Source organism: Streptomyces sp. NPDC048383 (assembly GCF_040651775.1).
Classification (GTDB): Bacteria; Actinomycetota; Actinomycetes; order Streptomycetales; family Streptomycetaceae; genus Streptomyces.
The window spans coordinates 1-17197 of sequence record NZ_JBEZKS010000098.1 but is presented as its reverse complement, the minus strand read 5'-3'; the positions used below and the strand labels follow the sequence as shown (position 1 = coordinate 17197).

Here is a 17197-nt window from a genome sequence, read left to right as displayed (position 1 = left end):
CGCGAACAACGCAGGCTGCGTGAACCGGGTCTCACCCAACAGATCGACATCCGACCCGAACAGAACCTCCCGCAACGGAAGTTCGAGATCCAACGACTCGCACACCGCGTCCAACGCCTCCGCGAACACCGGGTAGGCGTCGTACAGTTCGCGGCCCATCCCCAGCCGCTGACTGCCCTGACCGGGGAACAGGAACGCGAGCTTGCCGACGGTCGGGGTGCCCGATACCACGCCCGTCGCCGTGCCGTCCTCGGCCAGTGCGGCAAGGCCGGCCAGCAGGCCGTCGCGGTCGGCGGCGACGACCACCGCGCGGTCCTCGAACACCGCCCGGCCGACGGCCAGTGACGTGGCGACGTCCACGGGGTTCACCCCTGGATGATCCGCGGCGTGCGCGAGCAGCCGTCCGGCCTGGGTGCGCAGGGCGTCCCGGGTCTTCGCCGAGAGGAGCCAGGGCACGACCGGACCGGCGGTCGTGGGCGCGGGGGTCGCGGTCCCCTCCTCGGGGGTCCGGTCGGCTTCCGGAGCCTGCTCGATGATGGTGTGGACGTTGGTGCCGCTGACGCCGAAGGCGGAGACGCCGACCCGGTACGGGCGTCCGGTCCGCGGCCAGGCCCGCTGCTCCGTGAGCAGCGCGACCGCACCCGCCGTCCAGTCGACGTGCGAGGTCGGCTCGTCGACGTGCAGGGTGCGGGGCAGCACTCCGTGCCGCATCGCCATGACCATCTTGATGACGCCGGCGATACCGGCGACGTTCTGGGTGTGCCCGAGGTTCGACTTGAGGGAGCCCAGCCACAGCGGCCGGTCTGCGGGCCGGTCCTGGCCGTACGTGGCCAGCAGCGCCTGGGCCTCGATCGGGTCGCCGAGGGTCGTGCCGGTGCCGTGCGCCTCGACGGCGTCGATGTCACCGGGGGTGAGGCGGGCGCTCTCCAGGGCTTGGCGGATGACGCGCTGCTGCGCGGGGCCGTTGGGGGCGGTCAGGCCGTTGGAGGCGCCGTCCTGGTTGACGGCCGAACCCCGGACGACGGCCAGGACGTGGTGGCCGTTGCGGCGGGCGTCGGAGAGGCGTTCCACCAGCAGGACGCCGACGCCCTCCGACCAGCCGGTGCCGTCCGCCGCCTCGGCGAAGGACCGGCAGCGGCCGTCGGGCGACAGCCCGCGCTGCCGGCTGAACTCGACGAAGACCTCCGGCCCGGCGAGGACTGTGACGCCGGCGGCCAGGGCCAGCGAGCACTCCCCCTGGCGCAGCGCCTGGACGGCCATGTGCAGGGCGACGGACGACGAGGAGCAGGCCGTGTCGATGGTGGCGGCGGGGCCTTCCAGGCCGAAGACGTAAGCGAGTCGGCCGGAGACCACGCTGGAGGCGGTGCCGGTGAGGAGGTGTCCCTCGACTCCGTCGGGGAGCTCGCCCGAGCCGGCGCCGTAGGCGTTGGCGGACGCGCCGACGAACACGCCGGCGCGGCTGCCGCGCAGGGTCGCCGGGTCGATGCCGGCCCGCTCGAAGGCCTCCCAGGAGGTTTCCAGCAGCAGCCGCTGCTGCGGGTCCATGGCGAGGGCCTCGCGGGGCGAGATGCCGAAGAAGGAGGCGTCGAAGTCGGGGGCCTCGTGGAGGAAGCCGCCGTGGCGGGCGTACGTGGTGCCGGGGTGGTCGGGGTCGGGGTCGTACAGCGATTCGACGTCCCAGCCGCGGTCGGTGGGGAACTCGGAGATGGCGTCGCCGCCGCTCTCGACGAGCTTCCACAGGTCCTCGGGGGACGCGATCCCGCCGGGGAAGCGGCAGCTCATGCCGACGATCGCGATGGGTTCGCGGGAGGCGTCGGTGAGCTCCTGGTTCCGGCGGCGCAGCCGCTCGGTTTCCTTGAGGGAGGCCCGCAGCGCTTCAACGACTTTTTCGTTCGGGGTGGTCATCAGTTACTCCGCACTTCGGGCAGGTCAGAAGCTGTTGGTGGGGGTGTCGCCGGTGGGGCCGCCGTCGTCGGACCCGCCCGTGTCCAGGGCGAGGTCGAGGAGGTCCTGGAGGTCCATCGAGTCGATGGAGTCGACGGCGTCGGCGGTCTCCGGGCCGGGGCCGGAGCCCGTGGCGTCGGGGGCGGCGAGCCGCAGGAGGGTGTCCAGGAGTCCCGCTTCGCGGATCCGGCCGATCGGGATGCCGGCGAGGGTGCGGCGCAGTTCCGCGTCCTGCGGGTCGCTGTCCAGGTCGGCGCCGGCGGGGGCGCCGCCGCCCTCGGGGAAGAGGGTGTGCAGCAGGTGGCGGGTGAGGGCCTGCGGGTTGGGATGGTCGAAGACCAGGCTGGTGGGCAGTCGTAGGCCGCAGGCGGCGCCCAGGCGGTTGCGCAGCTCGACGGCGGTGAGCGAGTCGAAGCCCAGGTCCTTGAAGGCCCGGTCCGGTGCGACGTCGTCCGCCGAGGGGTGGCCGAGTGCCGTGGCCGCGTGCTCGCGCACGAGGTCGAGGAGGGCCGCGGCCCGGTCGTCGCCGGACAGATCGGTGAGCTTGCGCAGGACGTCCGCGTCGCCATCGTCCGCCGCGGTGCCGTGGTCGGGTGCGTCGCCGCGCAGCGCGTCGCGTACCTCGGGCAGGTCGCCGATGAGGGGGCGGGGGCGGGCGGCGGCGAACACCGGGGCGAACCGTGCCCAGTCGACGTCGGCGACGGTGACGGTCGCGTCCCGGCCGGCCAGGGCGCGTTCCAGGGCCGTCAGGTTGGTGCCGGGGGCGACGGGCGGCAGCCCGCGTCGGGTGAGCTGTTCCTCGGCGTCGCCCTCGGCGGCCATGCCGCCCTCCGCCCACGGTCCCCAGGCGACCGCCGTGGCGGTGAGCCCGCGGGCCGCTCGGCGCTCGGCGAGCGCGTCGAGGAAGGTGTTGGCGGCGGCGTACGCGGGCTGTCCGCCGCTGCCCCAGACTCCGGCGATGGAGGAGAAGAGGACGAACGCGTCGAGGGAGTCCGGCGCGTCGAACAGGGCGTCGAGGTGGACGGCGCCGGCGGTCTTGGCGGTGACGACCCGGGCGAAGCCGGGCAGGTCGGTGCCGGTGCCGGGCGGCTGGGAGATGCCGGCCGCGTGGACGACGGCGCGTACGGGAGTCCCGTCGGCCGCCAGCCCCGTGACCAGGGACCTCAGCGCCTCCCGGTCGGTGACGTCGCAGGCGGCCAGGGTGACGGCCGCGCCAAGCGCTTCGAGTTCCCTACGGACCTCGCCGGCGCCGGGCGCGTCGGCGCCGGCGCGGCTGACGAGCACGAGGTGCCGGGCGCCGCGTTCGGCGAGGCGTCGTGCCACGTGGCGGCCGAGGGCGCCCGTGCCGCCGGTGATCAGTACCGTGCCGTTCGGGGTCCAGCGGGCGCCGGCAGCGTCGGCCGGGACGCCGGCGTGTACGAGGCGTCGTACGAACGGGCCGGCGGCGCGCAGGGCGAGCTGGTCCTCGTCACCGGCCGCGGTGAGCGCGGCCGGCAGGCGGGACAGCACGCGCTCGTCGCACACCTCGGGAAGGTCGAGGAGGCCGCCCCAACGGTCGGGGTGCTCCAGTGCGAACACCCGCCCCAGGCCCCAGACCTGCGCTTGGACGGCGCCGCCGAGGGTGTCCGCGGGTGCGGCGGCGACCGCGTCGCGGGTGACGCACCACAGGGGGGCGGTGGTGCAGCCGCTGTCCCGCGCGTCCGGGCCGGTGGTGAAGTCCTGCGAGGTGAGTACGGAGGTCAGCGCGGCGGTGAGGGCCAGCCCGACGGGCACCGCGGGGTGCTCGGGGTGCGGCCGCTCGTCCAGTGCCAGGAGCGACAGGACGCCGGTGACCGGCCCGGTGACGAGGTCCGCCGCGGCTTCGCGGAGCAGCTCGTCCAGGTGGGCGCGCAGGGTCGCCGGGTCGGCGTGGGTGACGTCGAGCGGGAGCGGGAGGATCGTGGCGCCCTCGCCGTTCAGGCGGTCGGTCAGCGTGCGGATCCAGGGGTCCGCCGCGAGCGGCGCGGGAACGGCGACCAGCCAGGTGCCGGCGGCATTCCCCCGGCCCTGGGCCGGCTTCCGACCCTCGCCGGACCACGGCTGCCAGATGACGCGGTAGAGCAGCGCGTCGGCTTCCGCGCGGGCCTGCCGGTCACGCCGCCAGGCGGACAGGGCGGGCAGGACGGCGCTGAACGACTGTTCGCCGTCGATGCCGAACTCGTCGGCGAGCGCGGTCGGCTCGGCACGCTCGACGAGGTCCCAGAACCGGGCGTCGGCCCCGCTCGCGTCGGCGGGTCCGGTGTGCGCGGCCGCGCCGGTGTGCGGGGCGGCGGGCTCGGGCCAGTGGCGCCGGGACTGGAAGGCGTAGGTGGGGAGGTCGACGCGCCGGCCGTGGCTCCCGGCGGCGGCGAAGTAGGCCCGCCAGTCGAGGGGGACGCCACGCGTGCAGGTGTGGGCGAGGGCGGTGTTCAGGGTCTCGGACTCGGGCCGGCCGGTCCGCAGGACGGGCACGAAGGCGGCGTCCGCGTCCTCCGCCAGGCAGTCCTGGGCGAGGGCGGACAGGGTTCCGTCGGGACCGAGTTCGAGGTACGTGGTCACGCCGGCGGCTTCCAGCGCGCGGACGCCGTCGAGGAACCGGACGCCCTCGCGGACGTGCCGGACCCAGAAGTCCGCGCTGCCCATCTCGTCCCCGGCGATCAGGGCGCCGGTCAGGTTCGAGACGATCGGGACGCGCGGCGTCGCGTACGCCAGCCCGTCCGCCACCTTGCGGAAGTCGGCGAGCATGCCGTCCATGTGCGGCGAATGGAACGCGTGACTCACCGTGAGCCGCTTGGACTTGCGGCCTGTGAAGGACTCCCCGACCGCCGTCGCCGCGTCCTCGTCACCCGCGATCACGACCGACTGCGGGCCGTTGACGGCGGCGACGCTCACCCGGTCCGTCAGCAACGGCAGGACCTCGTCCTCCGAGACCTGCAGGGCGATCATCACGCCACCGGTCGGCAGCGCCTGCATCAACCGGCCGCGCGCCGCGACCAGCGTGCACGCGTCGTCCAACGACAGGACACCCGCCACGTGCGCGGCAGAAATCTCACCGACCGAATGCCCGGACACGAAGTCCGGCCGCACGCCCCACGATTCCAGCAGCCGGAACAGCGCCACCTCCACCGCGAACAACGCCGGCTGGGCGTACTCGGTCCGATCCAGCAGGCCGCCATCCGCCCCGAACAGCACCTCCTTCAGCGGCACTTCCAGATCGAGCCGCTTGCACACCGCGTCCAGCGAGGCGGCGAACACCGGGAAGGCGTCGTACAGTTCACCCCCCATCCCGATCCGCTGGCTGCCCTGCCCGGTGAACAGGAAGGCCAGGGTGCCGCCGGTGGCCGTTCCGCGGATCAGCCCGGGCGCCGGCTCGCCGGCGGCGAGGGCGGCGAGCATGCGCAGCAGGTCTTCGCGGTCACCGGCGGTGAACGCCGCGCGGTGGTCGAGGGCGGCGCGGCCGGTGGCGAGGGAGTAGGCGAGGTCCACCAGGGCGGAGCCGTCCTCGGCCTCATTCAGGTCGGCGGAGGTTTCGACCACGGCCGTTGCCACGGGAAGCAGCCGGGCGGCCTGGTCGCGCAGTGCCTGCGGGGTCCTGGCCGACAGGACGTAGGGCACCGGTCCGGTGGGCGGGGTCGTCGGCGCCGGAGCGTCAGTGTCCTGCGGGGCCTGCTCGATGATCGTGTGGGCGTTGGTGCCGCTGATGCCGAACGAGGACACCGCGGCGCGGCGCGGCCGTCGGGTCGCGGGCCAGGCCGTGGCCTCGGTCAGCAGGGTGATGTCGCCGGCCGTCCAGTCGACGTGCGGAGTGGGCTCGTCCACGTGCAGGGTCGGGGGGAGGGTCCCGTGGCGCATCGCCATGACCATCTTGATGATGCCCGCCACGCCGGCGGCGGCCTGCGTGTGGCCGATGTTCGACTTGACGGTGCCGAGGAGCAGCGGCTGCCCGTCGGGCCGGTCCTGGCCGTACGTGGCCAGGAGTGCCTGGGCTTCGATCGGGTCGCCCAGCTTCGTGCCCGTGCCGTGGGCCTCGACGGCGTCGACCTCGGCGGCCGACAGGCCGGCGTTCGCGAGGGCGGCGCGGATGACGCGCTGTTGCGAGGGCCCGTTCGGGGCGGTGAGGCCGTTGCTCGCGCCGTCCTGGTTGACGGCGGAGCCGCGGACCACCGCCAGCACGGGGTGCCCGTTGCGGCGGGCGTCCGACAGTCGCTCCACGAGCAGCATGCCGACGCCCTCGCCCCAGCCGGTACCGTCCGCGGCCGCCGCGAAGGCCTTGCAGCGGCCGTCGGGCGAGAGGCCGCCCTGGTGGCTGAACTCGGTGAAGGTGCCCGGCGTCGACATGACCGTGACGCCACCCGCGAGGGCGAGGGTGCACTCCCCGGCCCGCAGGGCCTGGATCGCCCAGTGCAGGGCGACCAGCGAGGAGGAGCAGGCCGTGTCGACGGTGACCGCCGGGCCTTCCAGGCCGAGGACGTAGGAGACGCGGCCGGACATGACGCTGCCCGCGTTGCCGGTCATCACGTGGCCGAGTACGCCGTCCGCGTCGGCGGAGCGCTCCAGTTGGGCGTCGTAGCCGGTGTAGGCGGCGCCCACGAAGACGCCGGCGCGGGTTCCGCGCAGCGAGGACGGGTCGATGCCGGCGCGTTCGACGGCTTCCCAGGAGGCTTCCAGGAGGAGGCGCTGCTGGGGGTCCATGGCGAGGGCTTCGCGCGGGGAGATGCCGAAGAAGTCGGCGTCGAAGGAGTCCGCGTCGTAGAGGAATCCGCCCGCGAAGGGGCGTCCGGCGTCGCTGGCGGTGTTCCCGGTGCCGGCCGGGGTCCCGGTGCCGGCCGGGTGCCCGGCGTTCCCCGTGTCTCCCGCGTACAGCTCGGCCATGTCCCAGCCTCGGTTGGTGGGGAGGCCGGCGATGGCGTCGCCGCCGGTCGCGACGAGTCTCCACAGGTCCTCGGGGTTGCCGACCCCGCCCGGGTAGCGGCAGCTCATGGCGACGATCGCGATGGGATCGTCGGCGTCGGCCGCGGAACCGCTCGCCTTCGCGCGCGGGTCGTCGCTCTCGGCGTCCTCACCGAGGAGTTCGACGAGCAGCTGTCGGGCGAGCGCGGTGGGTGACGGGTGGTCGAAGACGAGGGTGGTGGCCAGGCGCAGTCCGGTGGCGGCGCCGAGGCCGTTGCGCAGTTCGACGGCGGTCAGCGAATCGAAGCCGAGGTCCTTGAACGCCTTCCCGGGTTCGATCCGTTCGGCCGAGGCGTGGCCCAGTACGGAGGCGACCCGCTCCCGTACGAGGTCCAGCAGGGCGCGTTCCTGTTCGGGGCGGGTCAGGCCCGCCAGGCGGCCCGCGAGCGAGTCGCTCGCGTCGGCGCGGGTGTGCGCGGTGCGGCGGCCCGCCGGACCCAGCAGGTCCCGGAACACGGGGGCGACGGGGCCGGGCGCGGCGGCGGCCCGCAGGGCGGCCGGGTTGAGTCGGGCGGGGACGAGGACGGGCCGGCCGGAGGCCAGCGCCGCGTCGAGCAGGGTCATGCCGTCGGCGGCGGAGAGGGCGCCCATGCCGTGCTGTTCCATGCGGCGCAGCCGGGTTTCGTCGAGTCCGCCGATCATGCCGCCGGTTTCGGCCCACAGGCCCCAGGCGAGCGAGGTGGCGGGCAGGCCCTGGTGGTGGCGCAGTTCGGCGAGGGCGTCCAGGTGGACGTTGGCGCAGGCGTAGTTGGCCTGGCCGGCGGCGCCGAGGGTGCCGGCGACGGCCGAGTACAGGACGAACGCCGTGACCGGCAGGTCGCGGGTCAGTTCGTGCAGGTGGAGGGCGGCGACGGCCTTCGGCCGCAGGACCGCGTCCAGGCGGTCGGGGGTCAGGGATCCGATGACGCCGTCGTCGAGGACGCCCGCGGTGTGGACGACGGTGGTGAGGGGGTGTGCGGCGGGGATCGCGGACAGGACGGCGGCGAGCGCGTCCCGGTCGGCGGCGTCGCAGGCGGCCCAGGTGACCTCGGCGCCCAACGCGGCCAGCTCCGCCGTGCGTTCGGCGGCGCCGGGGGCGTCGGCGCCGCGTCGGCTGAGCAGCAGCAGCCGGCGCACGCCGTGGGCGCCGGCCAGGTGGCGGGCGACGATCCCGGCGAGGCTGCCGGAGCCGCCGGTGATCAGGGCGGTGCCGTTCGGGTCGATGGTGACGCCGACGCCGGCGGCGGGGTCGGTCGGCGGGGTGCGGCGCAGGCGCGGCACGTGCACGGCCGCGTCGCGGAGCAACAGCTCCGGTTCGCCCGAGTCGAGGGCGACGGCGAGGGCGGGGGCCGTGAGGTCGGCGAGGTCATCGAGGTCGGCGAGGACGAAGCGGCCGGGGTTCTCGGTTTCCGCGGACCGCAGCAGTCCGCGCACGGCGGCGTGCGGCAGGTCCTCGACGCCCTCACCGGGTCCGGCGACCGCGCCGGCGGTCACGGCGACCAGCCGGGACGTCGCGAACCGGTCGTCGGCCAGCCAGGCCTGGGCCAGGCCGAGGGCCCGGTGCGCGGCCTCGCGCAGGGTGTCGGGCGAGGTGTCGTCGGCCTGCCGGGGGAAGGGGGCCAGGACGTACGCGGGTACGGGCGTGCCCGCCTCGACCGCCGCGCCGAGCTCCGCCAGGTCGGCGTGGCCGGGGGCCCGGCCGGAGTCGGCGGCGCCGAGCACCGTCCAGCCGCCGGCGGGTTCGGTCGCGGCCGGGCCGGTGGACGGGGCCGGCGACGTCCAGGCGAGCTGGAACAGGGCGTCGCGTACGACGGCCGGGACCCGGTCCGTGGCGTCGGGGGCGCCGGTGGTCGCGGCGGTGAAGGGGCGCGGGGCAAGTCGGCCGACGGTGGCCACCGGGTCGCCGAGGTCGTCGGCGAGGTCGAGGGCGTACGTCCCGTCGGCGGCCGGTCGGACGCGTACGCGCAGGGCTCCCGCGCCCCCCGCGTGCAGGGTCACCTCGGACCAGACGCTGCCCGGCCCGACGGCCGCGCCGTCGGCGTACCCGTCGGCGGGTGCGGCGGCACCGGTCAGGGAGAGCGCGGCGTGCGCGGCGGCGTCCAGCAGTACCGGGTGCAGGCCGAACCCGGCTGCCTGCGGGGCGCCTTCGGGCAGGCGGACCTGGGCGAACCACTCGCCGTCGCGGTGCCAGGCGGCCTCCACGGCCCGGAACACCGGGCCGCGCTCGGGGGCGTGGGCGCCGGCGTGGGGACGCTCGTCGGTGGCGTAGAGGTCACCGGTGTCGACGGGCTCGGCGCCTGCGGGCGGCCACGGTCCGACGGCGAACGTCGCGGCGGAACCGGCGGTCGGGGTGAGGACGCCCCGGGCGTGACGGGTCCAGCCGCCGACCCCCTCCGTGGGGGCGTCCGGGCGGCCGGACACGGTGAAGGGGCGGCGACCGTCCTCGTCGGGGGTCTCCACGAGCACCTGGATCCGTACGCCGCCGCCGGCGGGCAGCGTGAGCGGCGCGTCGAGCACCAGCTCCGACACCTGCCCACAACCTGCCAAGTCTCCTGCGCGTACGGCGAGTTCCACGTACGCCGCGCCCGGCAGCAACGTCGCACCGGCCACGGTGTGCTCGGCGAGCCAGGGGTGGGTGCGGGCCGAGAGCCGGCCGGTGCACAGCAGTTGGTCGGAACCGGCGAGGGTGACGGCGGCGCCGAGCAGCGGGTGCGCGGCCGGGTCGAGTCCGGCCACGGCGATGTCGCCGGCCGTGCCGGCGCCGGGCTCCAGCCAGTACCGCTCGTGCTGGAAGGCGTAGGTGGGCAGGTCGACGCGACGGGCGCCGGTGCCGGCGAAGTACGCCGTCCAGTCCACGGCGGCGCCGTGGGCGTGGGCGCGGGCGAGGGCGCCCAGGGCCGTCTCGGGTTCGGGCCGGCCGGCGCGCAGGACGGGCAGGAAGACGGCTCCCTCGCCGGTGACGCAGTCCTGGGCGAGGGCGGACAGGACGCCGTCGGGGCCGAGTTCCACGTACGTGGTCACGCCGGCGGCTTCCAGGGCGCGGGCGCCGTCGAGGAAGCGGACGGCTCCGCGGACGTGGCGGACCCAGAAGTCCGCCGTGCCCATCTCGCCGTCGGCGACTAGGGCGCCGGTCAGGTTGGACACGACGGGGATGGTCGGGGCGCCGTACGTGAGGCCTTCCGCGACCTGCCGGAAGGCGTCGAGCATGCCGTCCATGAGCGGGGAGTGGGAGGCGTGGCTGACGGCGAGCCGCTTGGTCTTGCGGCCCTGCGCGCGGAAACCGGCCTCGACGGCGGCCGCGGCGTCGGCGGCTCCGGAGATCACGACCGAGCGGGGGCCGTTGACGGCGGCGATGTCCACGCCGTCGGTCAGCAGCGGCAGGACCTCGTCCCGGGTGGCCTGGAGGGCGATCATCGCGCCACCGGCGGGCGTGTCCTGCATCAGTCGCGCCCGGGCGGCGACGAGGGTGCACGCGTCGTCGAGCGGGAGGATCCCCGCGACGTGCGCGGCGGTGATCTCGCCGATGGAGTGACCGGACAGGTAGTCGGGTCGCAGGCCCCAGCTCTCCACGAGCCGGAACAGCGCCGTTTCCACGGCGAACAGCGCGGGCTGCGTGTACCGCGTACGGTTCAACAGCTCCGCGTCGGCGCCGAACATGACGTCCTTCAGCGGCAGTTCGAGGTGCGGGTCCATGCGGACGCAGACGGCGTCCAGGGCGTCCGCGAACACCGGGAAGGCTGCGTACAGTTCGCGTCCCATGCCGAGGCGCTGGCTGCCCTGTCCGGTGAACAGGAAAGCGATCCGGCCTTCGGTGGCGGTGCCCGTGACCAGGCCCTCCGCGTCCGCGCCGGCGGCGAGTGCCGCCAGGGCGGTGTCGAGGCCTTCGTCGGTGCGGGCGAAGAGGACCGCGCGGTGTTCCAGGGCGGCGCGGGTGGTGGCGAGCGAGTGGCCGAGGTCGAGGGCGCCGGCGGCGACGCTCCCGCGGGCGCGGGCGTCGACCAGCCGGCCGGCCTGGGCCCGCAGCGCGGCGGCGCTGCGGCCCGACAGTGTCCAGGACAGCAGGGCGGGCCGCGTCCGGGCGGCGGCGAGCGGCTCGCCTCGCAGGTCCGCACCGGCCGGGGCGTCGCCCTCGGACGGCTGCTCCTGCGGCTCCTCCGACGGGGCTTCCTCGATGATGGTGTGCGCGTTGGTGCCGCTCACGCCGAAGGCGGAGACGGCCGCGCGGCGCGGCGCCCCGGTCTCGGGCCAGGGCATCGGCTCGGTGAGCAGCGACACCGCTCCGGCCGACCAGTCGACGTCGGGGGTCGGCTCGTCGACGTGGAGGGTCTGCGGGAGGACGCCGTGGCGGATCGCCATGACCGTCTTGATGATGCCGGCGACACCGGCCGCGGCCTGCGTGTGTCCGAGGTTCGACTTGAGGGATCCCAGGCGCAGCGGCCGACCTGCCGGCCGGTCCTGCCCGTACGTGGCGAGGAGCGCCTGCGCCTCGATGGGGTCGCCGAGGCGGGTGCCGGTGCCGTGCGCCTCGACGACGTCGATCTCGGCGGCGGAGAGCCGGGCGTTCTCCAGGGCCTGACGGATGACGCGCTGTTGGGCGGGGCCGTTGGGGGCGGTGAGGCCGTTGCTGGCGCCGTCCTGGTTGATGGCGGAGCCCCGGACGACGGCCAGGACGGGATGCCCGTTGCGGCGGGCGTCCGACAGGCGCTCGACGAGGAGGACGCCCACGCCCTCGGCCCAGCCGGTGCCGTCGGCGGCGGCGGCGAAGGACTTGCAGCGGCCGTCCTCGGCGAGTCCGCGCTGGCGGCTGAACTCGACGAACACGTCCGGGGTCGGCATCACGCAGACGCCGCCGACCAGGGCGAGCGTGCACTCGCGCTGGCGCAGGGCCTGTCCGGCCAGGTGCAGGGCGACGAGGGAGGACGAGCAGGCCGTGTCGATGGTGGCGGCGGGGCCCTCCAGGCCGAGGACGTAGCTGACGCGGCCCGACAGGACGCTCGTCGCGCCACCCGTCAGGAGCAGCCCCTCCAGCCCCTCCGGGACCTCCGCGAGGTCGGCCCCGTACCCCATGGCGCCCGCGCCGATGTAGACACCGGTCCGGCTGCCGCGTACGGACGCGGGGTCGATGCCGGCCCGTTCGAACACCTCCCAGGAGGTTTCCAGGATCTGACGTTGCTGCGGGTCCATCGCCAGGGCCTCGCGCGGCGATATCCCGAAGAATCCGGGGTCGAAGGCGGTGGCGTCGGCGAGGAATCCTCCGCCGGTGTTGTAGAAGGTGCCCTTGCGGTCGGGGTCCGGGTCGGCGAGGGAGGCGATGTCCCAGCCGCGGTCCTCGGGGAACCCGGTGATGGCGTCGCCGCCGTCGGCGACCAATTGCCACAGGTCCTCGGGCGAGCGCACACCGCCGGGGAAACGGCAGCTCATCGCGACGATCGCGAGGGGCTCGTGGGCGTCCTGCTCGACCTCCTGGAGACGGCGGCGGGCCCGCCGCAGCTCCGTGGTCATCCACTTCAGGTTTTCGAGAAGCTTTTCTTCGTTCGCGCCGGCCACTGGAACGTCACCTCCTGGAGAAATGCGGATTGCTTGCGGACTGCGGGTGGGAATGCGGCGAACTCAACGGATGCGATGAATTCTGCGCGTGCGATGGAGACATCGGATCGGGCATCAAGGTCAGGCTTTTCCGAATTCGTTGTTGATGATGTCGAAGAGGTCTTCGGCGGATGCCGATTCGATGACTGTTTCCTCGTCCTCCAGGGCGAGCGCGGCCCGTTCGGTCCTGTTCCAGTTCGCCAGGAGCGCTTCGAGCCGTGCCGTGACGCGGGCGCGTTCGGCGGCGTCGTCCTCGGGGACCGACGAGAGGACGAACTCCAACTTGTCGATCTCCGCGAGGGCCGGGAGCACGGGCTCCGCGTCCCCGCCGAGGAGTTCCGCGCGGATGTGCGCGGCCAGGGCGGCGGGCGTCGGGTGGTCGAAGACGAGGGCCGCGGGCAGCCGCAGTCCGGTGGCCGCGCCGAGGCGGGTCCGCAGTTCGACGGCGGTGAGCGAGTCGAAGCCCAGCTCCTTGAAGGCCCGGCCCGCCTCGACCGTGCCGGCCCCGTCGTGTCCGAGGACCGCCGCGACGTGCGTACGGACCAGGGTGAGCAGGATCCGTTCGGCCTCGTCGGCGCTCACGTCCCGCAGCTCGGCGTGCAGTTGGTCGACGGCGTCGGCGTCGCCGTCGCCGCCCGTGCCCGCGGCGTGCTCCTCGGCGTCGAGTACGCGGCGCACCTCGGGGAGGTCGGCGATGAGCGGACGCGGCCGGGAGGCCGTGAACGCCGGGACGAACAGGTCCCAGTCGACGTCGGCGACCGTCACCGTCGTATCGTCCGCGTCCAACGCCTGCTGGAGTGCGGCGATGGACCGCGCCGGCGCCATCACCGGCAGGCCGCGGCGCCGGAGTTGACCGGCGGCCTCGTCGTCGGCGACCAGCCCGCCCTCGCCCCACGGACCCCAGGCGACGGCCGTGGCCGTCAGCCCGCGGTCACGGCGTCGTTGCGCCAGGGCGTCGAGGTGGGCGTTGGCCGCCGCGTAGGCGCCCTGCCCGCCGCTGCCCCACACGCCGGCGATGGAGGAGAAGAGGACGAAGGCGTCCAACTCCGTGTCACCGAGCAGGCCGTCGAGGTGTTCGGCCCCCGAGACCTTCGCGGCGAGTACCGCGGCGACCTCGTCCGGCCCGGTTTCGGCGAGCGGCGTCAGTTGGCCGACACCGGCCGTGTGGAACACGGCGGTGAGGGCGGGGGCGGTGGTGTCGTCGCGGAGCCCGGTGAGGAGCTCGGCCACGGAGTCGCGGTCGGTGACGTCGCAGGCGACGGCCGTGGCACGGACGCCCAGCTCGGCGAGTTCCGCGACGAGGGCCGCGACGCCGGGGGCCCGCGGTCCGCGCCGCCCGGCGAGCACCAGGTGCTCGGCGCCGTGCGCGGCCAACCAGCGGGCGACGTGCGCGCCGAGCGCGCCCGTCCCCCCGGTGACCAGCACGCTGCCCCGGGGCCGCCACCCCGCCCGCGCCGCGCCCGCGGCGTCGGCCGGTGCGGCGGCGTCGGATGCGGAGGCGTGCACGATGCGGCGTACGAGGAGACCGCCGGACCGTACCGCGATCTGGTCCTCGTGGGCGTCCCCGCCGGCTCCGCCGAGTACGGAGAGCAGCTGGTCCAGCGTCCGTCCGTCCACGTGGGCGGGCAGGTCCAGCAGACCGCCCCACCGCTCGGGGTGCTCCAGGGCGACCACCCGGCCGAGCCCCCAGACCTGTGCCTGCGCGGTACCGCGCAGCCGGTCGGCGAGGCCGGTGGACACGGCGCCGGAGGTCACGCACCACAGCGGCGCGTCGACGTCGGCGTCACCGAGGGCCTGCACCAGGGTCCCGGTCAGCAGCAGCCCGACCGGCGCCGCCGGATGGGTCGGGTGCGGGGCTTCGGCGAGCGCCAGCAGGGACACCACACCGTCGGCCCGGTTCCCGGCGAGCGCCGAACGCAGCCGATCGGCCACGGCGGTACGGCTGCTCTCCGCGGGGTCGAGGGCGACCTCCCGTACGTCCACACCCCGCGCCCGGAGCGCGTCCGCGATCGCGATCGCGGGGAGACCGGGCCGACCCGGCTGTCCGGGCCGGCCGGGCTGCCCCGGCTGTCCGGGCGTCCCGGTGGTCGTCGCGGTGACCACCAGCCAGGTTCCGGCAGGGCGGGCGGCGGTGTCCGCCGCGGGGAGGGGCTTCCAGGTGACCCCGTACCGCCAGGTGTCGACGACGGACCGCTCCGTGCGCTGCCGCCGCCAGGCGGACAGGGCCGGCAGCAGGGCGCTCAGCGGCTGGTCGGCGTCGATGTCCAGGGCGGTGGTGAGGGCGGCGAGGTCGTCGTTCTCGACGGCCTCCCAGAACGGAGCGTCGTCCCCACCGCTTCCGGCGTCGCCGGCCGCGACCGCCGCGGGACGGGGAGCCTCCTCCAGCCAGTACCGCTTGCGCTGGAAGGCGTACGTCGGCAGGTCGACGCGTCCGGCCCCGGTCCCCGTGAAGTAGGCCGACCAGTCGACGTCGACACCGTGGACGTGGGCCTGGGCGAGGGCGGTGACGAGGGCTTCGGCCTCGGCGCGCCCCTTGCGGAGCGCGGGCACGAACGTGACCGCCCCCGCCGTCGACCCGTCGGTGACGCAGTCCTGGGCGAGAGCCGAGAGCACCCCGTCCGGGCCGAGTTCGACGTACGTCGTCACCCCGGCGGCTTCCAGGGTGCGGACTCCGTCCAGGAAGCGGACCGCTTCGCGGACGTGGCGCACCCAGAAGTCCGCCGATCCCATGTCGTCGGTGACGAGGGCGCCGGTCAGGTTGGAGACGATCGGGATGCGCGGCGCTTCGAAGGTGAACCCCTCGACCACCTTCCGGAAGTCGGCCAGCATGCCGTCCATGTGGGGCGAGTGGAAGGCGTGGCTGACGGTCAGCCGCTTGCTCTTGCGGCCGGTGAGCGAGGCGACGATCGCCTCCGCCGCGTCCTCGTCGCCGGCGATGACGACGGCCTGCGGCCCGTTGATCGCGGCGATGCTCACCGGCTCGGTCAGCAGCGGCAGGACCTCGTCCTCGGACGCCTGAACGGCGATCATCACGCCGCCGGACGGCAGGGCCTGCATCAGCCGGCCGCGCGCCGCGACCAGCGCACAGGCGTCGTCCAGCGAGAGCACGCCCGCCGCGTGCGCGGCGGCGATCTCACCGATGGAGTGACCGGACAGGAAGTCCGGTCGCACACCCCACGATTCGAGCAGCCGGAACAACGCGACCTCGATCGCGAACAACGCCGGCTGTGTGAACCGAGTTTCGTCCAGCAGGTCGGTGTCCGACCCGAACAGGACGTCCCGTAGCGGGAGTTCCAGCAGCGCGTCCATGCGGGCGCAGATCGCGTCCAGCGCGTCGGCGAACGCCGGGTAGGCGTCGTACAGTTCGCGACCCATCCCGAGCCGCTGACTGCCCTGGCCGGTGAAGAGGAAGGCGACTCCACCGGCGGAAACCTTCCCGCGCACCGTGCCGGCCGACTGCTCACCGGCGGCGAGGGCCTTCAGCGCGGCCTGGAACTCTTCCCGCTCCTGCGCGACGACGACAGCCCGGTGGTCGAGCATCGACCTGGACGTGGCCAAGGAGAAGGCGACGTCAGCGGGTTCGAGCAGTTCGTCGTCCGACGCGATCCAGGCCGCCAGCCGCTCGGCCTGAACCCGGAGGGCGGCGTCGGTCTTCGCCGACAGGATCCACGGCAGGGTGCCGGGAACTCGCCGCGGGACGGCCGTCGACTGCTCTTCCAGGACCTCGGGAGCCTGCTCGATGATGGTGTGCGCGTTGGTGCCGCTGAAGCCGAACGAGGAGATGCCCGCGCGACGCGGCCGGCCGGTCTCCGGCCAGATCCGCTGTTCGGTGAGGAGCTCCACGTCGCCCGTGGTCCAGTCGACGTGCGGGGTGGGCTCGCCCACGTGCAGGGTCTGCGGAAGCACCCCGTGCTGCATCGCCAGGACCATCTTCATCACACCCGCCACACCGGCCGCGGCCTGCGTGTGCCCGATGTTCGACTTGATCGACCCCAGGAACAGCGGCTGGTCCTCGAAACGCTCCTGCCCGTACGTCGCCAGCAGCGCCTGCGCCTCGATCGGGTCCCCCAGCATCGTGCCCGTGCCGTGCGCCTCCACCGCGTCCACCTCGGCCGCCGACAGACCCGCACCGGCCAGCGCCGCACGGATCACCCGCTGCTGCGACGGCCCGTTCGGCGCCGTCAGACCATTGCTCGCACCGTCCTGGTTGATCGCCGAACCACGAATCACCGCCAACACCGGATGACCGTTGCGACGGGCGTCCGACAGCCGCTCCACGAGCAGCATGCCGACACCCTCACCCCAGCCCGTACCGTCCGCGTCGGCGGCAAAAGCCTTGATCCGACCATCGGCGGCCAGCCCGCGCTGCCGACTGAAGTCGATGTACGCCCCCGGCGACGACATCACCGTCACACCACCGGCCAACGCCATGCTGCACTCACCGTTGCGCAACGCCTGCACGGCCCAGTGCAACGCCACCAACGAAGCCGAGCACGCGGTGTCCACCGTCACGGCCGGACCCTCAAGCCCGAACGCGTACGAAAGGCGACCCGAGACGACACTCGCCGCGTTGCCAGTACCGAGGAAGCCCTCGATGCCGTCCGGAAGGGCTTGGAGCATGGAGCCGTAGTCCTGGCCGTTGGTTCCGACGAAGACGCCGGCCTGACTGCCCCGCACAGCGGCCGGGTCGATACCCGCCCGCTCGAACGCCTCCCACGTC

General features: G+C 74.6%; 2 protein-coding genes and 1 pseudogene. All 3 read right to left on the bottom strand.

All coding sequences use genetic code 11. From position 1 onward, the window contains the following. A partial coding sequence (locus AB0D46_RS36930) for a type I polyketide synthase (protein WP_362884286.1) occupies positions 1–1905 on the bottom strand: 1905 nt, incomplete at its 3' end. A gap of 336 nt (positions 1906–2241) precedes the next feature. Beyond that, a pseudogene (locus tag AB0D46_RS36925) lies at positions 2242–12438 on the bottom strand (type I polyketide synthase); the annotation flags it as partial. 120 nt (positions 12439–12558) lie between these two features. Continuing rightward, a partial coding sequence (locus AB0D46_RS36920) for a type I polyketide synthase (protein WP_362884285.1) occupies positions 12559–17197 on the bottom strand: 4639 nt, incomplete at its 5' end.